At 66.4% G+C, this 22,984-nt stretch carries 22 protein-coding genes and 2 pseudogenes; 17 read left to right on the top strand and 7 right to left on the bottom strand.

Annotated features, from left to right (window positions below):
- Positions 1-2: 2 nt before the first annotated feature.
- Positions 3-386: pseudogene (locus DM992_RS22915) on the top strand (hypothetical protein); the annotation flags it as partial.
- A 15-nt stretch (positions 387-401) separates the two neighbouring features.
- Here DM992_RS22915 and DM992_RS22910 read toward each other — a convergent pair.
- The 3 genes from DM992_RS22910 to DM992_RS41780 all read right to left on the bottom strand — a co-directional run bounded on the left by DM992_RS22910 (position 402) and on the right by DM992_RS41780 (position 2,886).
- Complete coding sequence (locus tag DM992_RS22910) at positions 402-608, bottom strand: hypothetical protein (protein WP_204356170.1); 207 nt, start codon at positions 606-608, stop codon at positions 402-404.
- A 288-nt stretch (positions 609-896) separates the two neighbouring features.
- Positions 897-2,477 (bottom strand): isocitrate lyase, encoded by a 1,581-nt coding sequence (locus DM992_RS22905; RefSeq protein WP_111018766.1) that lies wholly within the window; start codon positions 2,475-2,477, stop codon positions 897-899.
- Between the two features lies 1 nt (position 2,478).
- Positions 2,479-2,886 carry a hypothetical protein gene (locus tag DM992_RS41780; protein WP_162631717.1) on the bottom strand — a complete coding sequence of 136 codons (408 nt, stop codon included), beginning with the start codon at positions 2,884-2,886 and terminating at the stop codon, positions 2,479-2,481.
- Positions 2,887-3,185: 299 nt separating this feature from the next.
- On the opposite strand from DM992_RS41780, the gene DM992_RS22900 reads away from it, so the two are divergent.
- The 6 genes from DM992_RS22900 to DM992_RS22875 all read left to right on the top strand — a co-directional run bounded on the left by DM992_RS22900 (position 3,186) and on the right by DM992_RS22875 (position 8,921).
- Positions 3,186-4,139, top strand: coding sequence for a choline ABC transporter substrate-binding protein (locus DM992_RS22900; RefSeq protein ID WP_111018765.1), 954 nt, complete (start codon positions 3,186-3,188; stop codon positions 4,137-4,139).
- Between the two features lie 79 nt (positions 4,140-4,218).
- A complete protein-coding gene (locus tag DM992_RS22895) occupies positions 4,219-5,148 on the top strand; it encodes a 3-keto-5-aminohexanoate cleavage protein (RefSeq protein ID WP_111018764.1) in 930 nt (309 codons plus the stop codon).
- 82 nt (positions 5,149-5,230) lie between these two features.
- On the top strand, positions 5,231-6,196 hold the full coding sequence (locus DM992_RS22890; RefSeq protein WP_034180716.1) for an L-carnitine dehydrogenase: 966 nt from the start codon (positions 5,231-5,233) through the stop codon (positions 6,194-6,196).
- Positions 6,197-6,206: 10 nt separating this feature from the next.
- Positions 6,207-6,695 (top strand): thioesterase family protein, encoded by a 489-nt coding sequence (locus DM992_RS22885; protein WP_111018763.1) that lies wholly within the window; start codon positions 6,207-6,209, stop codon positions 6,693-6,695.
- A gap of 29 nt (positions 6,696-6,724) precedes the next feature.
- Positions 6,725-7,693, top strand: coding sequence for an alpha/beta hydrolase (locus tag DM992_RS22880; protein ID WP_111018762.1), 969 nt, complete (start codon positions 6,725-6,727; stop codon positions 7,691-7,693).
- Positions 7,694-7,715: 22 nt separating this feature from the next.
- Positions 7,716-8,921, top strand: a complete 1,206-nt coding sequence (locus DM992_RS22875) for a TauD/TfdA family dioxygenase (RefSeq protein WP_111018761.1) — start codon at positions 7,716-7,718, stop codon at positions 8,919-8,921.
- Between the two features lie 196 nt (positions 8,922-9,117).
- Here DM992_RS22875 and DM992_RS22870 read toward each other — a convergent pair whose 3' ends face one another.
- The 3 genes and pseudogenes from DM992_RS22870 to DM992_RS22860 all read right to left on the bottom strand — a co-directional run.
- Positions 9,118-9,420 (bottom strand): DUF4148 domain-containing protein, encoded by a 303-nt coding sequence (locus DM992_RS22870; RefSeq protein ID WP_059447722.1) that lies wholly within the window; start codon positions 9,418-9,420, stop codon positions 9,118-9,120.
- A 214-nt stretch (positions 9,421-9,634) separates the two neighbouring features.
- Positions 9,635-10,621 carry an oxidoreductase gene (locus tag DM992_RS22865; RefSeq protein ID WP_111020355.1) on the bottom strand — a complete coding sequence of 329 codons (987 nt, stop codon included), beginning with the start codon at positions 10,619-10,621 and terminating at the stop codon, positions 9,635-9,637.
- A 145-nt stretch (positions 10,622-10,766) separates the two neighbouring features.
- Positions 10,767-11,051, bottom strand: a pseudogene (locus DM992_RS22860) (DUF3331 domain-containing protein); the annotation flags it as partial.
- A 664-nt stretch (positions 11,052-11,715) separates the two neighbouring features.
- On the opposite strand from DM992_RS22860, the gene DM992_RS22855 reads away from it, so the two are divergent.
- The 9 genes from DM992_RS22855 (at position 11,716) to DM992_RS22815 (ending at position 20,969) form a co-directional block, all read left to right on the top strand.
- Positions 11,716-12,480, top strand: coding sequence for an SDR family oxidoreductase (locus tag DM992_RS22855; protein ID WP_111018760.1), 765 nt, complete (start codon positions 11,716-11,718; stop codon positions 12,478-12,480).
- A 43-nt stretch (positions 12,481-12,523) separates the two neighbouring features.
- Complete coding sequence (locus DM992_RS22850; protein ID WP_111018759.1) at positions 12,524-13,366, top strand: ureidoglycolate lyase; 843 nt, start codon at positions 12,524-12,526, stop codon at positions 13,364-13,366.
- A gap of 23 nt (positions 13,367-13,389) precedes the next feature.
- Entirely contained in the window at positions 13,390-14,667 is a 1,278-nt protein-coding gene (locus tag DM992_RS22845) for an L-fuconate dehydratase (RefSeq protein ID WP_111018758.1), read from the top strand.
- A gap of 67 nt (positions 14,668-14,734) precedes the next feature.
- A complete protein-coding gene (locus tag DM992_RS22840; protein WP_111018757.1) occupies positions 14,735-15,511 on the top strand; it encodes an SDR family oxidoreductase in 777 nt (258 codons plus the stop codon).
- Positions 15,512-15,532: 21 nt separating this feature from the next.
- The gene (locus DM992_RS22835; protein ID WP_111018756.1) at positions 15,533-17,071 is read left to right on the top strand and encodes a sugar ABC transporter ATP-binding protein; all 1,539 of its coding nucleotides are present in this window, start codon (positions 15,533-15,535) and stop codon (positions 17,069-17,071) included.
- A gap of 19 nt (positions 17,072-17,090) precedes the next feature.
- The gene (locus DM992_RS22830; protein WP_111018755.1) at positions 17,091-18,128 is read left to right on the top strand and encodes an ABC transporter permease; all 1,038 of its coding nucleotides are present in this window, start codon (positions 17,091-17,093) and stop codon (positions 18,126-18,128) included.
- A 69-nt stretch (positions 18,129-18,197) separates the two neighbouring features.
- Positions 18,198-19,139: an ABC transporter substrate-binding protein gene (locus DM992_RS22825; RefSeq protein ID WP_111018754.1), complete on the top strand. Its 942-nt coding sequence runs from the start codon at positions 18,198-18,200 to the stop codon at positions 19,137-19,139.
- A 109-nt stretch (positions 19,140-19,248) separates the two neighbouring features.
- Positions 19,249-20,139 (top strand): amidohydrolase family protein, encoded by an 891-nt coding sequence (locus DM992_RS22820; RefSeq protein WP_111018753.1) that lies wholly within the window; start codon positions 19,249-19,251, stop codon positions 20,137-20,139.
- 68 nt (positions 20,140-20,207) lie between these two features.
- The gene (locus tag DM992_RS22815; protein ID WP_105391668.1) at positions 20,208-20,969 is read left to right on the top strand and encodes a FadR/GntR family transcriptional regulator; all 762 of its coding nucleotides are present in this window, start codon (positions 20,208-20,210) and stop codon (positions 20,967-20,969) included.
- Positions 20,970-21,000: 31 nt separating this feature from the next.
- Here the strand turns inward: DM992_RS22815 and DM992_RS22810 are convergent, their stop codons facing one another.
- Positions 21,001-22,242 (bottom strand): FAD-binding oxidoreductase, encoded by a 1,242-nt coding sequence (locus tag DM992_RS22810; RefSeq protein WP_111018752.1) that lies wholly within the window; start codon positions 22,240-22,242, stop codon positions 21,001-21,003.
- Between the two features lie 223 nt (positions 22,243-22,465).
- On the opposite strand from DM992_RS22810, the gene DM992_RS22805 reads away from it, so the two are divergent.
- Positions 22,466-22,690, top strand: a complete 225-nt coding sequence (locus tag DM992_RS22805; protein WP_111018751.1) for a hypothetical protein — start codon at positions 22,466-22,468, stop codon at positions 22,688-22,690.
- The last annotated feature ends 294 nt before the right edge of the window (positions 22,691-22,984 follow it).

Here is a 22,984-nt window from a genome sequence, read left to right as displayed (position 1 = left end):
CGCATCGCTTCGATCTGCCGGGCGCCAAAGGCAATCACGGCCTGTTGATCGATCCGCGCGATCGTCTCGCCTTCATTGCGTGCGAAGGAAACGATAAGCTGATCGTCTTCAACATGCGCTCGAATCAGGTAGTCCAGTCGTTCGCTGTCGGTGGTGATCCGGACGTGCTGGCATTCGACCCGACTCTGTCAACGCTCTACGTGGCAGGCGAGGATGGTGTCGTTTCACTATTTCGCTTCAAGGCGGATACGGGCGACAAGATCGGTGAGGGCCGCCTCGGGCCGAATGCCCATGTCGTCGCGATCGATCCCGCGACGCACAAGTCATACTTCCCGCTGAAAAATGTGGATGGCCGGCCTGTGTTGCGCATCACAAGGCCCGCATGATCTCGGCCGAGTGATCTATCCGGCCGCCCCAGCCTCGAGAGACGCCATGTCGCGCATCAAATCGTCCGAACGCCCCTCCAGCACGAGTTGCTCGGCCGTCTTGCAATCGAACACCGGCAGAGATTCATTGCGATACCAAGGCAGCGCCATCGAGAGATCGCCCGAAACATCGGCGGCCGCTCGGATTGCGGCCCGTGCTTCGCGAGGAGGTTGATCGAGCATTGCGTCGGCTCCATTTCGGGGGGCCTACCGACCGCCTTCGCGGCATGCCAAAAACGACACGCATACGCGCGCCAAGCGTGCCCCGAAATTGTAGTTCGCCAACAAAAACGCGCCGATGACCAGCATCGGCGCGTCGGGGCTTCGATGTATTTCTATGTATCAATACATCGAACACTGGTGGGACAGAATCCCAGCAGCCGTAAGGGTCTCGGACACAACGCTCGAAAAGTATGTGCGTTTAGGGTACAAGACCTTCGGGGCTGGCTTTTGCTTCGGATAGGACCGGTATCAGAACTGGTTCATCGTGTTGTCCTTGCCCGCCGCCTTCAGCGCCGCTTCGCCGCTGAAATATTCCTTATGGTCGTCGCCGATGTCCGAGCCGGACATGTTCTGGTGCTTCACGCAGGCGATGCCCTGACGGATTTCCTTGCGCTGCACGCCGGCCACGTAACCGAGCATGCCCTGGTCACCGAAGTATTCCTTGGCCAGGTTGTCGGTCGACAGCGCGGCGGTGTGGTACGTCGGCAGCGTGATCAGGTGGTGGAAGATACCGGCTTCGCGCGATGCATCGGCCTGGAACGTGCGGATCTTCTCGTCGGCGAGCGCCGCCAGTTCGGTCTGATCGTATTCCACGCTCATCAGCTGTGCGCGGTCGTATGCCGACACATCCTTGCCCTCGGCCTTCATCGCGTCGTACGCCTGCTGGCGGAAATTCAGCGTCCAGTTGAACGACGGGCTGTTGTTGTACACCAGCTTCGCGTTCGGGATGACCTTGCGAATCTCGCTGACCATGCCGCCGATCTGCGCGATATGCGGTTTTTCGGTTTCGATCCACAGCAGGTCGGCGCCGTTTTGCAGCGCGGTGACGCAATCCAGCACGCAGCGTGCTTCGCCCGTGCCGGCGCGGAACTGGAACAGGTTGCTCGGCAGGCGCTTCGGACGCAGCAGCTTGCCGTCGCGCTTGATGATGACGTCACCATTGCCCAGTTGGTCGGCCGACAGTTCTTCGCAATCGAGGAACGAGTTGTATTGGTCGCCCAGGTCGCCCGGCGTGCTGGTCACGGCGATCTGCTTGGTCAGGCCGGCGCCCAGCGAGTCGGTACGGGCCACGATGATGCCGTCGTCCACGCCCAGTTCCAGGAACGCGTAGCGGATCGCGCGGATCTTCGCGAGGAAGTCCTCATGCGGCACGGTGACCTTGCCGTCCTGGTGGCCGCACTGCTTCTCGTCGGACACCTGGTTTTCGATCTGGATGCAGCATGCGCCCGCTTCGATGAACTGCTTGGCCAGCAGGTACGTGGCTTCCGCGTTGCCGAAACCCGCGTCGATGTCGGCGATGATCGGCACGACGTGCGTGACGTGGTTGTCGATTTTTTCCTGGATCGCGGCCTTCGCAGCGCCTTCGGCCGCGTCGAGCTCGCGGAACAGGCCGCCCAGTTCACGGGCGTCGGCCTGGCGCAGGAACGTGTACAACTCGCGGATCAGCGCGCTGACGGAGGTTTTTTCGTGCATCGACTGGTCCGGCAGCGGGCCGAACTCGGAGCGCAGCGCGGCCACCATCCAGCCGGACAGGTACAGGTAGCGGCGCTCGGTGCTGTTGAAGTGCTTCTTGATCGAGATCATCTTCTGCTGGCCGATGAAGCCGTGCCAGCAGCCGAGCGACTGCGTGTACTTGGACGGGTCGGCATCGTAGGCGGCCATGTCGGCGCGCATGATCTTGGCCGTGTACTTCGCGATGTCCAGACCCGTCTTGAACTTGTTCTGCGCACGCATGCGGGCGGCGTACTCGGGGTTGATGGCATTCCACGCGCTGCCGTGGTTTTCTTTCAAACCGGCAACTGCCTTGATGTCGTCTTGATACTGGGCCATGTCAATCTCCTAAGAGCAAAGCGCGTTTGAGTAAATGGTTGAGCGTGGCGCTCCGTATGTCGAAGCGAACTGCATGACTGAATGGTAACGCCGACCGATGCTTTTTTGGCGATGTCTTATATAAGACATAAGACATAAATTTCCCTTGTTTTTCAATGGGATGCGTGGCGATTTTTGCGATGCAAAACAAGTTTTCAAGCGGCGAAAAAGGGACGCCGCGGGAATTCGACGCGAGTTCCGCAATGTGAAACGCCCTTTCGGCTGCTGGTGGGAGGGCAAGCCCGGATGGTTCGAGCAACGATTGCCGGCGGGATGAGTGTGCAGACGCGTGTTCGACGGCCCGACGGACGACGTTCAACGTGCGATCAGGTGCGCTGCGGAAGCCGCCAGGCTGATCAGGCCAATTCATCCGTGCGGCTCCAGCGCCCCGAGCCTGAAGACGCATCGATATCGCGCCGTTCCCGACAGGCCCGAAAGCCTCGCGCCGCATGTAGACAAGCGGGCTTCTTCCAAAACACGCGCGAAAACCCCGCCGATCAAGCCTCTACAAAAACCTAGTGGTTTCCACTCATAGTCGCAAATAGTCAAGAACAGGTCGCCGCCGGTCTTCTCGCGGCCAATATGGCTCGTTACTTTTACTCCCACGATGCAGGCCGGCGCACACCCCGCGCACCGGCTGCCACGAGTCCCACCGGGAGGAACCGAACCATGAAGTCGACGAAGATCGCCGCGCTTGTCGCGGCCGTGCTGGCGACCGCCGCGTTCACGAACGCGGCGCGTGCCGAAACGGATGCCGCGACCTGCCGCACCGTGCGTTTCGCGGATATCGGCTGGACCGACATCACGTCGACCACGGCGCTCGCGTCGACCGTGTTCGAGGCGCTCGGCTACAAGCCGACCACGACGATCGCGTCGGTGCCGATCTCGTTCGCCGGCCTGAAGAGCAAGCAGCTCGACGTGTCGCTCGGCTACTGGTGGCCCGTGCAGCAGAAGCAGCTCCAGCCGTTCCTCGACAGCAAGTCGATCAACGTCGTCGAACCGCCGAACCTGTCCGGCGCGAAGGCGACGCTCGCGGTGCCGAGCTACGAATACCAGGCCGGCCTGAAGACTTTCGAGGACATCGCGAAGCACCGCGCGGAACTCGACGGCAAGATCTACGGGATCGAGCCGGGCAGCAGCGCAAACGCGACGATCCAGAAGATGATTGATACGAACCAGTACGGGCTCGGCGGTTTCAAGCTCGTCGAATCGAGCGAGGCCGGGATGCTGGTGACGGTAGAGCGCGCGATCCGCGACAAGAAGTGGGTCGTGTTCCTCGGCTGGGAACCGCATCCGATGAACATCCAGCTCAGCATGAACTACCTGTCCGGCGGCGACGCGTCGTTCGGGCCGAACTACGGCGAAGCGCGCGTGTACACGCTGACGGCGCCCGACTTCATCGCGCGCTGCCCGAACGCAGGCAAGCTCGTCACGAACCTGCGCTTCTCGACGCAGCTCGAGAACCAGCTGATGCAGTCGGTGATGAACAAGACGAAGCCGGCCGACGCCGCGAAGGCCTACCTGAAGAAGAACCCGCAGGTGCTCGATCCGTGGCTCGCGGGCGTCAAGACGTTCGACGGCAAGGACGGCTTGCCGGCGGTAAAGGCGTATCTCGGCCTGTAATGGCCTGCGTGCTGCACGACGCATGAACCGATTGAATATCAGTAATGCGAACAAATCAGAGTCAAGCGAGGCAAACAGCATGAACCATGAAGTCATCGTGACCTGCGCCGTTACCGGCGCGGGCGATACGGTCGGCAAGCATCCGGCGATTCCGGTCACGCCGAAGGAGATCGCGGCCGCCGCGATCGAAGCCGCGAAGGCCGGCGCCACGGTCGCGCACTGCCACGTGCGCGATCCGCAGACGGGGCGCGGCAGCCGCGACCCGAACCTGTACCGCGAAGTGGTCGACCGCATCCGCTCGGCCGACGTCGACGTGATCATCAACCTGACGGCGGGCATGGGCGGCGATCTCGAGATCGGCCCGGGCGAAGACCCGATGCGTTTCGGCAAGGGCACCGACCTCGTCGGCGGCCTCACGCGGCTCGCGCACGTCGAGGAACTGCTGCCCGAGATCTGCACGCTCGACTGCGGCACGCTGAATTTCGGCGACGGCGACTACATCTACGTGTCGACGCCCGCGCAGTTGCGCGCCGGCGCGAAGCGCATCCAGGAGCTCGGCGTGAAGCCGGAGCTGGAGATCTTCGATACGGGCCATCTGTGGTTCGCGAAGCAGTTGCTGAAGGAAGGGCTGCTCGACGATCCGCCGCTGTTCCAGCTTTGCCTCGGCATTCCGTGGGGCGCGCCGGCCGATACGGGCACGATGAAGGCGATGGTCGACAACCTGCCGCCGGGCGCGCACTGGGCCGGCTTCGGGATCGGCCGCATGCAGATGCCGATGGTCGCGCAGGCGATGCTGCTCGGCGGCCACGTGCGCGTCGGCCTCGAAGACAACATCTGGCTCGACCGCGGCGTGCCTGCGACCAACGGCACGCTCGTCGAGCGCGCACGCGAGATCGTCGAACGGCTCGGCGGCCGCGTGCTGACGCCGGCCGAAGGTCGCCGCAAGCTCGGCCTGCCCGCTCGCGGCGAGCGACCGCTCGAACGCCGCGCGATCGCCGAATTCGCGTGAGTTTTTCCTGACAGATACGACACGGCGGCGCGCACAGGCGTGGCCGCCCACCGATTTCCCCTGATTCGAAGGATGCGTTGACATGGCTGTGAAGACCGACATCAAGACGTTCGCCGCCATCGGCACCGGCGTGATCGGCAGCGGGTGGATTTCCCGCGCGCTCGCGCACGGTTTGGACGTGGTCGTGTGGGACCCCGCGCCGGGCGCGGAAGAACGGCTTCGCGCGAACGTCGCGAACGCATGGCCCGCGCTCGAACGCGTCGGCCTCGCGCCGGGCGCCGATCCCGCGCGGCTGCGTTTCGTGCCGACGATCGAAGCGTGCGTCGCCGATGCCGACTTCATCCAGGAAAGCGCGCCCGAGCGCGAGGCGCTGAAGCTCGAGCTGCACGAGCAGATCAGCCGCGCGGCGAAACCCGACGCGATCATCGCGTCGTCGACGTCGGGGCTGCTGCCGACGGATTTCTACGCGCGTGCGACGCATCCGGAGCGCTGCGTGGTCGGCCATCCGTTCAATCCGGTCTACCTGCTGCCGCTCGTCGAGGTGCTCGGCGGCGAGCGCACGTCGCCGGAAGCGGTCGAAGCGGCGATGGAGATCTATCGCAAGCTCGGCATGCGGCCGCTGCACGTGCGCAAGGAAGTGCCGGGCTTCATCGCGGACCGGCTGCTCGAAGCGCTGTGGCGCGAGGCGCTACACCTCGTCAACGAAGGTGTCGCGACGACCGGCGAGATCGACGACGCGATCCGTTTCGGCGCGGGCATCCGCTGGTCGTTCATGGGCACGTTCCTGACCTACACGCTGGCCGGCGGCGACGCGGGCATGCGACACTTCATGCAGCAGTTCGGCCCTGCGCTCGAACTGCCGTGGACGAAGCTGGTCGCGCCGACGCTCACCGACGCGCTGATCGACAGCGTCGTCGAAGGCACGACCGAACAGCAGGGCACGCGCAGCATCAAGGAGCTCGAACGCTATCGCGACGAGTGCATCACCGAGGTGCTGAAATCGATCGCCGCGGTGAAGGCGCGGCACGGGATGCGATTCGAGGACTAAAGGACAGACGATGACCGGCGATACCCCGCTGACGATTTACCGCGACGTGGTGCGGCCCGAATGGGTCGACTACAACGGCCACCTGCGCGATGCGTTCTACCTGCTGATCTTCAGCTTCGCGACCGATGCGCTGCTGGATCGCATCGGGCTCGACGACGCCGCGCGCCGCGAGCGGGGCCGCTCGGTCTACACGCTCGAAGCGCACGTGAACTACCTGCACGAGATCAAGGAGGGCACGCAGGTGCGCGTCGATGCGCGCGTGCTCGCGCACGACGCGAAGCGGCTGCACCTGTATCTCGAACTGTTCGCGGATGGGCATGACGACGCGGTATCGGCGAGCGAGCAGATGCTGCTGCACGTCGATACGCGCGACGGCGCGAAGTCGGCGCCGTTCGACACAGACGTTGCCGCGCGCGTGGCCGGGCTTCATGCATTGCAGCGCGATTGCGCGGCGCCTGCGTATGCGGGCCGCGTGATCGGGTTGCCGCCGCGCCGCTAGCGTCGATCTTCAATCGCGGAGCGCACCCGATGCTCGAACCGGAAATCGCGGCGTTCGTCGCAGCCGTCGACGCGTGGTATCCGGCCGATGCGGCGGCGCGCTCGCCCGACGAGCAGCGCCGCCTCTACGACCGCTTCGCGGCCGAGTGGACACCGGCGGCCCTGCCGGCCGGCGTCGTGCAGCAGGATGCCGTGTGGCGCGCACCGGACGGACGCGCGATCGCGCTGCGGCGCTATACGGCCGCGCACGGCAAGCTACGCGGCACGGTGCTGTTTTTTCATGGCGGCGGCTTCGTCGTCGGCTCGCTCGACAGTCATGCGCTGATCACCGCGCAACTGGCGGCCGACACGGGCCTCGACGTGATCGCCGTCGACTACCGGCTGGCGCCCGAACACCGCGCGCCGGCCGCGCTTGACGATTGTCTTGCCGTCACGCGCGCCGCGCGCGATGCGCGCTGGCCGTTCGGGCCGTGCGCGCATCCGCTGACGCTCGCGGGCGACAGCGCGGGCGGCATGCTCGCGGCGGCCGTCGCGACCGCGCTGCGCGATGCGGGCGAAGACGGCATCGACGGTATCGCACTCGTCTATCCGATGCTCGGATTCGAACCGCAGTCGCCCGCGCGCGAAACGGAAGCGCATGCACCGATGCTGACGCTCGACGATGTTCATCGCTATCGCGCGCTGTATTGGGACCGCAAGTTGAATGGCGACCTGCCCGATGCGCTGCTGGACGGCAACCCGCTGCTGCGTGCGTCGGTGCCGCTCGCGGCTTCGCGTTTCGACGGCTTGCCGCCTGTGCTCGCGATCGGCGCCGAGCACGATCCGCTGCGCGACGATGCGCGCGTGTACGTCGAACGGATTCGCGCGGCCGGTGGAGCTGCGTATTACTGGATGGGTGAGGGGCTGGTGCACGGCTGCTGGCGCGCGCTCGGGACGAGCCCGCAGGCGGCGCGGATGCACCGGATGGTCGGCGGGTTTCTGCTCGCACCACACGCGTAGCGGGCGTTTCCGGGAGGCAACGATGCAGGCAGCGCAACACCGTATCGAGGACTGGCGGACGTTTTCCGCCGACGCGGCCAATGCGGCCATTGCCGCGGTGGCAATCGGCGACGGAGCGGTGGACGTCGAGTGGAGCGACACGCGACGATCGCCGTTCCATTTCGACTGGCTGCGCGACAACTGCACGTGTTCCGCGTGCGTGCATGCGGTCACACGCGAACAGGTGTTCGAGATCGCCGACGCGCGCGACGACCTGTCGGCGCTCGCCGTGCACGTCGAAACCGATGGCGCGCTGCATATCGAGTGGAACGACGGGCATCGCAGCGCGTGGTCGCCGGGCTGGTTGCGCGCGCATGCATACGACGACGCGTCCCGCGCCGAGCGCCAGGCCGCGCACGGGCGGCACGTGTGGGCCGGCGACGATGCGACGGCGATCGGCGTGTTCGCGTGGCGCGACGTGATGGAGGACGACGGCGCATTGCTCGCGTGGCTCGCCGCGTTGCAGCGCACCGGGTTGACGCTCGTCGAAGGCGTGCCGGCCGAGCGTGGCCGCGTCGACGAGATCGCGCGCCGCGTCGGCCTGATTCGCGAAAGCAATTTCGGTGTGCTGTTCGACGTCGAATCGAAGCCGCGCCCGGACAGCAATGCGTATACGTCGCTCAACCTGCCGCCGCACACCGATTTGCCGACGCGCGAGTTGCAGCCGGGCGTGCAGTTCCTGCATTGCCTCGCGAACGACGCGACGGGCGGCGACAGCGTATTCCTCGACGGCTTCGCGCTCGCGGATGCGTTGCGGCGCGAGCATCCGGCCGATTTCGAGCAGCTTGCGTCGACGCCGTTCGAGTTCTGGAACAAGAGTGCGAACAGCGACTACCGCTGTTCGGCGCCGGTGATCGGGCTCGATGCGCGCGGCAACGTGACCGAGGTGCGTGTCGCGAACTTCCTGCGCGGGCCGCTCGATGCGCCGGCCGGATCGGTCGCGGCCGTCTATCGCGCGTACCGGCGGTTTCTCGCGCTCGCGCGCGAGCCGCGCTTCCGCGTGCAGCGACGGCTGCGGGCGGGCGACATGTGGGCGTTCGACAACCGGCGTGTGCTGCATGCGCGCACCGAGTTCGATCCGTCGACGGGCCGCCGGCATCTGCAGGGCTGCTATGTCGATCGCGACGAATTGCTGTCGCGGTGGCGCGTGTTGTCGCGGTCGGTGCCTGCCGCGGCTGTGCCGCGCTGACCGGCGGCGCACACGGCTTCGTCTTGCACACACGCATGCCCCGCAGACGAAAAAGCGCCCGGACGCAAAGCGTCCGGGCGAAGCCACCCGCTGCCGGGCGGCGGAGGTATGCGTTTCACAAAAAAAGGACGAGCCCCGCAAAGGGGCTCGTCCGGATACGGCTTAATCGCGCGGCGCCCGCCGGGGGCGCATCGGCTTACTGGCCGAAGAAGATCGAATCGCGTGCGTTCGACGACGCTGCGGCAGCCGGGGCGCCCGAGTGGACGACCGGAGCCGGTTGCGCGCCGTAGCCGCTGGCGTCGGCGCCATGAACGCGCGCTTCGGCGCTCTGGATGTCGTTCGGGTAGTACGGGCTCGACACGCCCGGCTTGTAGCCGGCTTGTTCGAGCTGGACCAGTTCGTTCCTCACTTGCGCGCGGGTCACGGTGCTTTGGGCGAATGCGCCGAACGAAGCGGACAGGGCGACAGCGGCAACGACTGCGGAAACGAGCGATTTCATGATGACCTCCGATGTTTTATTGAGTTCGCTGTCGACACCATGTCTTAAGCGATTGATCAAATCTTAGTCATCGGATGGTTGAGGGTAAACGCTGATTTTGACGATAAATTGTTTCCTGGGCGGTAACAGTGATGCACCGAATCAGTCTTTCAACCGGCTTTCTTTTCGGTTGATGTAATAAGTATGAAGAATATTGCGGATTGCGACGCGCGGTTCAGCGCGCGTCGGCCGTCGTGTCGAACGGCCGGCCCGGCAAGCGCCCGGCCGGCGCGCCCGAGCTGAGGAAGCGCACGCCGGTTGCGGCTTCCGATGCTTCCCACAGCAGCGCCGCCGAGGCCACGTTGCGTGCCGCGCGCGGCACGCTCGCGGGCGCCGGCAGTCCGCGCAATTCGAACCAGCCGGACGGCCCGATGTACGCGCCGCCCGCGAGATCCGGCGAGGTCGCCGCGTGGATCGCGGGCAGTGCGCCCTGGTCGGCCGGCTGCGCGAGATAGCGGTTCGCGGCACGCATCAGCGCGGCGCGGGCGGGCGAGCTGTCCATCGCCGGGCCCGCGAACTGCAGGTTGGTCGCCGCATAGCCGGGATGCGCGGCGACGCTGATCCCGGTGAACGCGGTGCGCTCGAAGCGGCGCTGCAGTTCGATCGCGAACACGAGGTTTGCGAGCTTGCTGTCGCAATAGGCGAGATAGCGGTTGTAGCGATGCTCGGCGCGCAGGTCGTCGACGCGAATCCGGCCGCCGCGGCTCAAGCCGCTCGACATCGTCACGACGCGTGCGCGTCGCGCGGCGCTCAGCGCGGGCAGCAAATGGCCGGTCAGCGCGAAATGGCCGAGGTGGTTGGTGCCGAACTGCATCTCGAAGCCGTCGCGCGTGTGCCGCAGCGGCAGAAACATCACGCCGGCGTTGTTGCAGAGGATGTCGACGCGGCCGTGGCGTTCGGACACGTCGGCCGCGAAGCGTTCGATCGACGCGAGATCGGCGAGGTCGAGCACATCGACTTCGACGCGCGCATCGGGATGGAGCCGGCGGATCGCATCGGCAGCCTGCGCGGCGCGCGCGCCGTCGCGGCAGCCCATCACGACGGTCGCGCCTTTTGCGGCCAGCGTTTCCGCGAGCTGCCACCCGAGGCCGCTGTTGGCGCCGGTCACGACCGCGACCTTGCCGCCCTGCGCCGGCACGTGGCGCGCGCTCCATGCATGCATGTCTGCCTCCATCGGCGCGACCGGCCGGCCGCGGCACGTAATCGTTACATTGAGTGGTGTAACGATAGTGCGCGCGGGCGTGGCAGACAAGCGGGGGAATTAGACCGGCGCTTCTAGGGCCGGCACGCGGCTGGCAGGATTTACCTGCCCCGGCGAGGCCGAGCACTTCGGCGGCGGAGATCATCGCGGCCGCATTCGCGGGTGCCGGGCGTTCGGCCGGGCGGAAGACTTCGTCGCCGCGATGGATGACCTGGCGCGACAGCGCGCAGGTGCCGGTGCGTTGCGCGAAGCGGCGGCGCCAGCGCTGTTCGCCGTAGTGACAGCGGCCGGGTTCGACCCAGCGGACGACGAGCAGCGTATCGGACTGTTCGAGGATTTCGACGTGGACGTCGGGGGGATCGAGCGCAGGCAGGGATTGGGAGGCCTTCATTTTGCCGTTTCCTAAAGCTCGTGCGGTTCGGTCGTGGCAGTGGATGTCACTACCCGATGGCGAATCCGTAGCGGGTTCCATGAGTGGTGCGCTAAATGTAAGCGTCTGTGACCGGAAAAAACATCCTGTCTGGCTCAAATTACCTTTTGCCGATTTAGAAACAATCCACGCTCATTTTTCTTGGGATCCACGGACAAAAACGCCCCGGACGGATAGTCCGGGGCGGAAAATCGGCCCGCGCGCCGTGTCTGCTCGCCCAGTCACGGGATACATCGCCGGGGGACGGAGTGCCCGCAGGGATCGAACGCGGGCGGGGAGGCGATATACCGGAAGCGCAGTCCGGCAACGCCATGATGGCGCGCGCATCCCGTTGAGACCCTGACGCGAACATGACTTTTTTGTCAGTTTGGCGCGGCAGCCCCGCCGGGCGTGCGCGAAAAGCCGGCCGAGAGGCCCGCCGGCATTGGGTTTGAGCGAATTCGAAAGCGCGCTGGCATGGCCGGTCGAGCACCGGATTCTTGTCCATTCGCCGGATTTACCCGCTCGGGTAAATACTGAATCCCAAATTCGTGACAAACGGGCGATCACTTCCTATTATTGGTTGGACCTTTAGTCCTTTGTGCCAATCGGCCGACTGGTGGCCGGCTTTTCGGGAGACGTGCTCATGAGATTGCAGGGCAAGCGTGCGCTGGTGACGGCGGCCGGGCAGGGCATCGGCCGCGCGACCGCGCTGCGGTTCGCAAGCGAGGGCGCCGACGTGCTGGCGACCGACATCAACGACGCCGGGCTCGCCCGGCTCGCGGCCGACGCCGAACACGCGGGCGGCCGGCTGACCACACGGCGGCTCGACGTCACCGACGCGAACGATGTCGCCGCGCTCGCCGCGAGCGAACGCGCGTTCGACGTGCTGTTCAACTGCGCGGGCTACGTGCATCACGGCTCGATCCTCGATTGCGACGAAGACGCGTGGGCGTTCTCGCTGAACCTGAACGTCACGTCGATGTACCGGCTGATCCGCGCGCTGCTGCCCGCGATGCTCGAAGCGGGCGGCGCGTCGATCCTCAACATGGCGTCGGCCGCGTCGAGCGTGAAGGGCGTGCCGAACCGTTTCGTGTACGGCACCACCAAGGCGGCCGTGATCGGGCTGACCAAGGCGGTGGCCGCCGATTTTGTCGGTCAACGCATTCGTTGCAACGCGATCTGCCCCGGCACGGTCGAGTCGCCTTCGCTTGAGGCCCGTATTACCGAGCAGGCGCTGAAGCAGAACACGACCATCGACGCGGTGCGCGCCGCATTTGTCGCGCGTCAGCCGATGGGGCGCGTCGGTACGGCGGACGAGATCGCCGCGCTGGCAACCTATCTGGCATCCGACGAGTCCGCATTTACCACCGGCGCCATTCACCTGATCGACGGCGGCTGGTCAAACTGACCGCGCCTTCCCATTCACTTTCCGTTTCCGTTCAGACAACCCCATGAAACTGCTGAGATTTGGCGACAAACACCATGAAAAGCCGGGCCTGCTCGATGCGCAGGGCCACATCCGCGACCTGTCGGGCGTGATCGACGACATCGCCGGCGATGCGCTGTCGCCGGCCTCGCTCGCGCGGCTGCGCGACATTCCGCCGTCGTCGCTGCCGCTCGTCGAAGGCACGCCGCGGCTCGGCGCGTGCGTCGGCCGCGTCGGCAAGTTCATCTGCATCGGGCTCAACTATTCCGATCACGCGGCCGAATCGGGGATGGAAGTGCCGAAGGAGCCCGTCGTGTTCGGCAAGTGGACGAGCGCGATCTCGGGACCGAACGATGATGTCGAGATTCCGCGCGGCTCGGAGAAGACCGACTGGGAGGTCGAGCTCGGCGTGGTGATCGGCCGGGGCGGCCGCTATATCGACGAAGCCGACGCGCTGTCGCACGTCGCCGGCTATTGCGTCGTGAACGACGTGTCGGAGCGCGAATACCAGCTCGAACGCGGCGGCACGTGGGACAAGGGCAAGGGCAACGATACGTTCGGGCCGCTCGGCCCGTGGCTCGTGACGGCCGACGAAGTGCCCGATCCGCATGCGCTGCGGCTGTGGCTCGACGTCGACGGCCACCGCTACCAGAACGGCACGACCGCGACGATGGTGTTCCGCGTGCCGCACCTGATCAGCTATCTGAGCCGCTTCATGAGCCTGCAGCCGGGCGACGTGATTTCCACCGGCACGCCGCCGGGCGTCGGCCTCGGGCAGAAGCCGCCCGTCTATCTGCGCGCCGGGCAGGTGATCACGCTCGGCATCGACGGGCTCGGCGAGCAGCGCCAGCGCACCGTGCAGGCCTGATTTCCTTTAACGGACGGTTCGTCATGCCTATCATTCGATCGATGCGCGTCCTCGACGTGCGCTTTCCGACTTCGCGCCAGCTCGACGGCTCCGATGCGATGAATCCGGACCCCGATTATTCGGCGGCCTACGTCGTGCTCGAAACCGACCGCGACGGGCTCGAAGGTCACGGGCTCACGTTCACCATCGGGCGCGGCAACGAAATCTGCTGCGCGGCGATCGACGCGATGCGCCACCTCGTCGTCGGCCTCGACCTCGACTGGATCCGCGAGGACATGGGCCGCTTCTGGCGGCACGTCACGTCGGACAGCCAGTTGCGCTGGATCGGCCCCGACAAGGGCGCGATCCACCTGGCGACGGGCGCCGTCGTCAACGCGGTGTGGGATCTGTGGGCGAAGGCGGTCGGCAAGCCGCTGTGGCGGCTCGTCGCCGACATGAGCCCCGAGGAGCTGGTGCGCGCGATCGATTTCCGCTACCTGACCGACTGCCTGACGCCGGACGAAGCGCTCGACCTGCTGCGCCGGCAGGCGCCCGGCAAGGCCGCGCGGATCGCGACGCTGGAGCGCGACGGCTACCCGTGCTACACGACGTCGGCCGGCTGGCTCGGCTACAGCGACGACAAGCTGCGCCGGCTGTGCCACGAAGCTGTGGAAGCGGGGTTCGACTACGTGAAGCTGAAGGTCGGCGCGAACCTCGAGGACGACATCCGCCGCGTGACGATCGCGCGCGAGGTGATCGGCCCGGACCGCAAGCTGATGATCGACGCGAACCAGGTGTGGGAAGTCGACGAGGCGATCGACTGGGTGCGCGAGCTGGCGTTCGCGCGGCCGTGGTTCATCGAGGAGCCGACGAGCCCCGACGACGTCGAAGGGCATCGCAAGATCCGCAAGGCGATCGCGCCCGTGCAGGTCGCGACCGGCGAGATGTGCCAGAACCGCGTGCTGTTCAAGCAGTTCATCGCACGCGGTGCGATCGACGTCGTGCAGATCGACGCATGCCGGCTCGGCGGCGTGAACGAGATTCTCGCGGTGATGCTGATGGCCGCGAAGTACGGGCTGCCGGTGTGCCCGCATGCCGGCGGCGTCGGGTTGTGCGAATACGTGCAGCACCTGTCGATGATCGACTACGTGTGCATTTCCGGTACGAAGGAAGGGCGCGTGACCGAATACGTCGATCACCTGCACGAGCATTTCGTCGAACCGTGCGTGGTGCGCGGCGCGGCGTACATGCCACCGGCTGCGCCCGGTTTCTCGATCGAGATGAAGCCCGAATCGCTGGAGCAGTACCTGTTCCGCGGTTGAAGCACGGCGACGCACGCCGCACGACGTGCATCGTGCGCGGCGACAACATGAACGACGGAGACGCGAAGTGGATTTGAACCTGCAAGACAAGGTCGTGATCGTGACCGGCGGTGCGTCGGGCATCGGCGCCGCGATCTCGATGCGGCTCGCCGGCGAGGGCGCGATTCCGGTGGTGTTCGCGCGCCACACGCCCGACGACGCGTTCTGGCGCGAGCTTGTACAGAAGCAGCCGAGCGCCGCGTGCGTGTCGGTCGAACTGCAGGACGACGTGCAATGCCGCGATGCGGTCGCGCAGACCATCGCGCGCTTCGGCCGCATCGACGGCCTCGTCAACAACGCGGGCATCAACGACAACATCGGCCTCGACGCCGGGCGCGACGCGTTCGTCGCGTCGCTCGAGCGCAACCTGATCCACTACTACGTGATGGCGCATTACTGCGTGCCGCACCTGAAGGCGGCGCGCGGCGCGATCGTCAACATCTCGTCGAAGACGGCTGTCACCGGGCAGGGCAACACGAGCGGTTATTGCGCGTCGAAGGGTGCGCAGCTCGCGTTGACTCGCGAATGGGCCGTCGCATTGCGCGACGACGGCGTGCGCGTGAACGCGGTGATCCCGGCCGAGGTGATGACGCCGCTTTACAGGAACTGGCTCGCCGGCTTCGACGATCCCGATGCGAAGCTCGCCGAAATCGCCGGCAAGGTGCCGCTCGGCAAGCGCTTCACGACGGCCGACGAGATCGCCGACACGACCGTGTTCCTGCTGTCGGCGCGCGCATCGCACACGACCGGCCAGTGGCTGTTCGTCGATGGCGGTTATACGCATCTCGACCGCGCGATCGGCTGAATGCAGAGGAATCCCGACACCATGCAACCCGCCCCGAACCCGAGCGCCGCGCCGCCGCTGATTGCGTTGAGCGGCATCGGCAAACGCTTTCCGGGCGTGCAGGCGCTCGACGACTGCCGTTTCGACCTGCATGCCGGCGAAGTGCATGCGCTGATGGGCGAGAACGGCGCCGGCAAGTCGACGCTGATGAAGATCCTCGCGGGCGTCTACCAGCGCGACGACGGCGAGATCCGGATGGACGGCCGCGCGGTGGAGATCGCCGATCCGCGCACCGCGCAGGCGCTCGGGATCGGCATCATCCATCAGGAACTGAACCTGATGAACCACCTGAGCGTCGCGCAGAACATCTTCATCGGCCGCGAGCCGCGCGGCCGCTTCGGCGTGTTCGTCGACGAAGACAAATTGAATCGCGACGCGGCCGCGATCTTCACGCGGATGCGGCTCGATCTCGACCCGCGCACGCAGGTCGGCCGGTTGACGGTCGCGAAACAGCAGATGGTCGAGATCGCCAAGGCGCTGTCGTTCGACTCGCGCGTGCTGATCATGGACGAGCCGACCGCCGCGCTCAACAACGCGGAGATCGCCGAGCTGTTCCGCATCATCCGCGATTTGCGTGCGCACGGCGTCGGCATCGTCTACATCTCGCACAAGATGGACGAGCTGCGCCAGATCGCCGATCGCGTGACCGTGATGCGCGACGGCAAGTACGTGGCGACGGTGCCGATGGCGGAAACGTCGATGGACGCGATCATCGCGATGATGGTCGGCCGCCAGCTCGATACGGAGCACCGCACGCCGCCCGATACGTCGGCGAACGACGTCGCGCTCGAAGTGCGCGGGTTGTCGCGCGGCCGCGCGATCCGCGACGTCGGCTTCACGCTGCGGCGCGGCGAGATCCTCGGCTTCGCGGGGCTGATGGGCGCGGGCCGCACCGAGGTCGCGCGCGCGGTGTTCGGCGCCGACCCGGTCGACGCTGGCGAGATCCGCGTGCACGGCAAGACCGTGACGATCCGCACGCCGGCCGACGCGGTCGCGCACGGGATCGGCTACCTGTCCGAGGATCGCAAGCACTTCGGGCTCGCGGTCGGGATGGACGTGCAGAACAACATCGCGCTGTCGAGCATGCGCCGCTTCGTGCGCCGCGGCCTGTTTCTCGATGCGCGCAAGATGCGCGACACCGCGCAGGCGTACGTGCGGCAGCTCGCGATCCGCACGCCGTCGGTTGCGCAGCCCGCACGGCTGCTGTCGGGCGGCAACCAGCAGAAGATCGTGATCGCGAAATGGCTGCTGCGCGACTGCGACATCCTGTTCTTCGACGAGCCGACGCGCGGCATCGACGTCGGCGCGAAAAGCGAGATCTACAAGCTGCTCGACGCGCTCGCCGCCGACGGCAAGGCGATCGTGATGATCTCGTCGGAACTGCCCGAGGTGCTGCGCATGAGCCATCGGATTCTCGTGATGTGCGAAGGCCGCGTCACCGGCGAATTGCGCGCGGCCGACGCCACGCAGGAAAAGATCATGCAGCTCGCGACGCAGCGCGAGTCGACCGTATTGTCCTGATTCAGACGCTTACCCGATCATGTCCAACGATACGCATCCCGTTCCGCCTCTCGCTTCCGGCGACACGCCGGCCGGCGCATCCGGCTTCCGCGCCCGCTTCTTCAATCCGGCCGCGCGGCAGAAGCTGCTCGCGTTCGCGAGCCTCGTGCTGCTGATCGTGTTCTTCAGTATCGCGTCGCCGAACTTCCTCGAAGTCGACAACCTCGTCACGATCCTGCAGGCCACCGCCGTGAACGGCGTGCTGGCTGTGGCCTGTACCTACGTGATCATCACGTCGGGCATCGACCTGTCGGTCGGCACGCTGATGACGTTCTGCGCGGTGATGGCCGGCGTCGTGCTGACGAAATGGGGAATGCCGCTGCCGCTCGGGATCCTGGCTGCGCTGTGCTTCGGCGCGCTGTCCGGCTGCGTGTCGGGTTTCGTGATCGCGAAGATGAAGGTGCCGCCGTTCATCGCGACGCTCGGCATGATGATGCTGCTCAAGGGGCTGTCGCTCGTGATCTCGGGCACGCGGCCGATCTACTTCAACGACACGCCGGGCTTCACGTCGATCGCGCAGGATTCGCTGATCGGCAACCTGATTCCCGCGCTGCCGATTCCGAACGCGGTGCTGATCCTGTTTCTCGTCGCGATCGGCGCATCGATCGTGCTGAACCGGACGATCTTCGGCCGCTACACGTTCGCGCTCGGCAGCAACGAGGAAGCGCTGCGGCTGTCCGGCGTGAACGTCGATGCATGGAAGATCGCGGTCTACACGTTCAGCGGCGCGGTGTGCGGGATCGCCGGGCTCCTGATCGCGTCGCGGCTGAACTCCGCGCAGCCCGCGCTCGGGCAGGGCTACGAGCTCGATGCGATCGCGGCCGTCGTGATCGGCGGCACGTCGCTGTCGGGCGGCGCGGGCAGCATCGTCGGCACCATCATCGGCGCGTTCATCATGAGCGTGCTGACCAACGGCCTGCGCATCATGTCGGTCGCGCAGGAATGGCAGACGGTCGTGACGGGCGTGATCATCATCCTCGCCGTCTACGTCGACATCCTGCGCCGGCGGCGCCGTTGACGCGCGCAGCATCAGCTTCACCGCCGGCCCGGCCGGCATCCAGGCAGATACCAACCAAGGAGACGCGAAGTGATCAGGAGCAAGGTGTTGAACGCGATCGTCGGACTGACGTTCGCCGTCGGCGTGACGGCCGGCGCGCAGGCGCAGGAAACCTACATCCCGCTGATCTCGAAGGGCTTCCAGCATCAGTTCTGGCAGGCCGTGAAATCGGGCGCGATGCAGGCCGCGAAGGACTACGAGGTGAAGGTGACGTTCGAAGGCCCCGAAACCGAGGCGATGGTCGACAAGCAGATCGACATGCTGTCGGCCGCGATCGCGAAGAAGCCGGCCGCGCTCGGCTTCGCGGCGCTCGACAGCAAGGCCGCGCTGCCGCTGCTGAAGAAGGCGCAGGCCGAGAAGATCCCGGTGATCGCGTTCGACTCGGGTGTCGACAGCGACATCCCGGTGACGACGGCCTCGACCAACAACAAGGCCGCCGCGTCGCTCACCGCCGACAAGCTCGCCGCGCTGATCGGCGACGAGGGCGAGGTGGCCGTGGTCGCGCACGACCAGACGAGCCGCACCGGCATCGATCGTCGCGACGGTTTTCTCGAACGGATGAAAGCGGCGCACCCGAAGGTGAAGGTCGTGACCGTGCAGTACGGCGAAGGCGACCAGTTGAAGTCGACCGAGGTGACGAAGTCGATCCTGCAAGGGTATCCGAAGCTCAAGGGGCTGTTCGGCACCAACGAAGGCTCGGCGATCGGCGTGGTCAACGGCGTGCGGGAGATGAAGCGCAAGGTCGTGATCGTCGGCTACGATTCCGGCAAGCAGCAGAAAGACGCGATCCGCAGCGGGCTGATGGCCGGCGCGATCACGCAGAACCCGGTCGGGATCGGCTACAAGACGGTCGAGGCGGCCGTGAAGGCGATCAAGGGCGAGAAGCTGCCGAAGGTCATCGATACCGGTTTCTATTGGTACGACAAGACCAATATCGACGATCCGAAGGTCGCGGCGGCGTTGTACGACTGATCGGATTCGCACGTTGCGAGGTCGCCGCACGCCGGTAGCGTGTGCGGCGCGGCGGCCGTGAGGCTGTAACGGCATGAGGCGGCATGTGACGGCGGAGCATGAGGACACCATGGGCGCAGTGCGTATCGATTCCCATCAGCACTTCTGGCGTTATCGCGCGGCCGACTATCCGTGGATCGGCGCCGGGATGGGCGTGCTCGCCCGCGATTATCTGCCCGATGCGCTGTGGCCGCTGATGCATGCGCAGGCGCTCGGCGCGTCGATCGCGGTGCAGGCGCGCGCCGGGCGCGACGAGACGGCGTTCCTGCTCGATCTCGCGCGCGACGATGCGCGCATCGCGGCGGTGGTCGGCTGGGAGGATCTCGCTGCACCGCAGCTTGCCGACCGTATCGCCGAATGGCGCAGCCCGAAGTTGCGCGGCTTTCGTCATCAGATGCAGGACGAAGCCGACGTCGGCGCGTTCGTCGCGGATGCCGGCTTCAATCGCGGCGTTGCGTGGCTGCAGGCGAACGGCTATGTGTACGACGTGCTCGTGTTCGAGCGCCAGTTGGCCGACGTGCGCGCGTTCTGCGCGCGGCACGATGCGCACTGGCTCGTTCTCGATCACGTCGGCAAGCCCGCGCTGGCCGAGTTCGAGCGCGACGAAACCGCGCTGCCGCGCTGGCGCGCCGAACTGCGCGAACTGGGCGCGCTGCCGCATGTCGCATGCAAGCTGTCGGGGCTCGTGACCGAAGCCGACTGGCGGCGCGGCCTGCGCGCACAGGACATCCGGCATATCGAGCAGTGCCTCGACGCGGCGCTCGACGCGTTCGGCCCGCAGCGGCTGATGTTCGGGTCGGACTGGCCCGTGTGCCTGCTTGCCGCGTCGTATGACGAAGTGGCGTCGATCGTCGAGCGCTGGGCCGAATCGCGGCTGTCGGCGGCCGAGCGCAACGCGCTGTGGGGCGGCACCGCCGCGCATTGCTATGCGGTGCCGGGCGACACGCGGCGCGGCATATAAAATAGGCGCGAACGGCCTGTACGATTCGTCGGACCGTCCGCAACGAAACCGATCACCTGCATCAACGTATGTCCATTCAGCCGATTCAGAACCGCCGCCTCTACCAGCAGATCGCCGACAAGCTCAGTGCGATGATCGAGTCCGGCGATTTTCCGCCGGGCAGCTATCTGCCGCCCGAGCGCGAACTGGCCGAGCAGTTCGGCGTGTCGCGCACGTCGGTGCGCGAGGCGCTGATCGCGCTCGAAGTGAGCGGGCTCGTCAGCGTGCGTGTCGGCGACGGCGTGAAGGTGCGCCATCCCGAAACGGCCGCCGCGCCCGAGCCCGAACCCGATGCGAAGGCTGCGCCGTTTACGGTCGTCGAGATCGATCCCGAACTCGGCATCGCGCTCGACCTCGACACCGAAATCCCGCCGTTCGCGCTGTTGCAGGCGCGCCGGCTGATCGAGCCGGAAGCCGCGTCGCTGGCCGCGAAGCACGGTTCGGACGAGCAGATCGAAGGGATCCACGAAGCGTTCCTGCGCAACCAGGAAGACAACCGCAGCGGCTCGCTCACGCATCCGGGCGACCGGCTGTTCCATATCCGCATCGCGGAGGCGAGCGACAACCCCGCGTATGCGCTGATGATCAAGCAGTTGCTCGCGCACAAGTACGACCTGATGTTCCAGCGGCTGCAGTCGCTGTACATGCCGAACGACATGCCGCACCGGTCGGAACTGGAACACCGCGCGATCCTCGACGCGATCCGCGCGCGCGACCCGGAGGCCGCGCGCCGCGCGATGGCCGACCATCTCGACGAAGTGATCCGCATCTTCGGCCGCGCGCTCGACTGAGCGCGTGCGCTGATTTTCTACGCGTTCAGAATCAGAAGCGGTCGGCGCGATAGGGCGCCGGATCGGTGAAGGGTGTCTCACCCGTCATCATCTCGGCCAGCAGGCGGCCCGTGACGGGGCCGAGCGTCAGCCCGTGATGGTTGTGCCCGAACGAGAACCACAGCCCGCGATGCGCGGGCGCGGGGCCGATCACCGGGCGCATGTCGGGCGTGCACGGGCGGAAGCCGAGCCACGGCTGCGGGTCGAGCCGCTCGCCGAAGCCGAACACGGGCCGCGCGACGCGTTCCGCGCGTTCGAGCTGCACGCCGGTCGGCGGCACGCCGCGCCGCGCGATCTCGACGCCGGTCGTCAGCCGCAGCCCGCGCCGCATCGGCGCGATCACGTAGCCGTATTCGCGATCGACGATCGGCGCCGACGGCGCGCCGCGCGCGGACGGTGCGTAGTGCATGTGATAGCCGCGCTTCTCGCGCAGCGGAATCTTGTAGCCGAACTTGCCGAACACCGTGTCGGACCACGGGCCGAGCGCGACGACGACGGCCGGTGCGGCGGCCGTGCCGTCCTGCGTGCCGACCTGCCAGCCGGGCGACAGCGCGTCGAGGCTCGCGGCGTCGCCGGTCAGCAGCGTGCCGCCGCCTTGCACGAAGAGCTGCGCGTATGCCTTCACGAGCGCGGACGGGTCGACGACGCTTTTCGGATCGAGCCAGTGCAGCGCGCCGCAGAAGCCGGGCGCGAGGCTCGGTTCGTGCGCGAGCAGCGCGGCGGCATCGAGCGGCGTGATGCCGAGCCCGTGGCGGCGCGCGGTGAGGCCGGCCTCGGCCACGCCGCGTTCGAACGCGGCCGGCGTGCGGAACGCTTCGAGCCAGCCGCTCGCGCGCACGAGTTCTCCGGCGCCGGCCCGCGCGATCAGCGCGTCGTGCTCGACGAGGCAGCGCTCGATCAGCGGCAGCATGTCGCGTGAGGCTGCCGCGTGACGCAGCGGCGCCGATTCCCACCAGAAGCGCGCGAGCCACGGCGCGAACGCGGGTAGCGACGCGCTGTGCCAGTACAGATCGGTCGAGCGGTTCAGCGCATAGCGCATCAGCGTGAACGGGCTGCGCGGGAACGGATACGGTTCGACCGACGAGCGCTCGATCAGCCCCGCGTTGCCGAAGCTCGTGCCTTCGCCAGGCGCGCCGCGATCGACGAGGGCGACCTTGCGGCCGCGATCCTGCAGGTGCAGCGCGGCGGAGACGCCGACGATGCCTGCGCCGAGAACGATTACGTCGAAATCCATCGGTGGTGGTGAAAGACGGTTGGCGGTGCGCTCATCAACGGTGCGGTGTGCGCGCCCAGGTTGGAGATCGTTCGAACTGCAAGCATACTCGCGGCGACGTGGGGGGCCAAGGGCAGGGTGCTACGCGACGGGACACGAGCGGGCGTTGCGTGGCGCCTGAGGATCGGCCCGGCGAAGCGGAACGGGAGATTGCGCCCCGGGGGCGGCATGCCACGGTCGCGCGATGATCGAGTGGTCGAAACAGGCCTGGGCGGCGGAGTTGAAGCGTTTCCGCGTGAACGGCAATGTCTGGATCGCGGCAGATGAGATGCGGACTGGCGTCGCCGATCGTTTGCCGGCTGTCGCGCAGTTCTTCCGCAGCACGCTCATGCGTCCGGCCGTCTTCGAGCGGGAGGGCGGCGATACCGTGCTGCTTTATCCCTGTTCGATAGCGTGCGACGAGAGCTGAATTTCTTCATCGGTTATCCGCCGACAGACGGTAACGCATGGCACCCGGAATGTGCCGCAAAACGATCTGGCGTACCGCTGGAGAGCGCAGGAAGTTTGGGCCGGCCGCGCGTCCAATCCGCTGATCAATTTGCCGACGTCGAGACGGGATCGACGTCGGGTAACGCATTCGCCCGCATCGCCGCGCGCGACGCAAATTCTCCATACTTTCCGACGTTTCTCGCGGGTGTTTCCCACTGGTTGATTGCGCGGCTTTGTACCTAACATGAAGGAATCATGCGCGTGATACGGTGCC

It is taken from the genome of Burkholderia sp. JP2-270, assembly GCF_003233675.1.
Classification (GTDB): domain Bacteria; phylum Pseudomonadota; class Gammaproteobacteria; order Burkholderiales; family Burkholderiaceae; genus Burkholderia; species Burkholderia pyrrocinia_C.
This window is presented reverse-complemented; position numbering and strand designations above follow the sequence as displayed.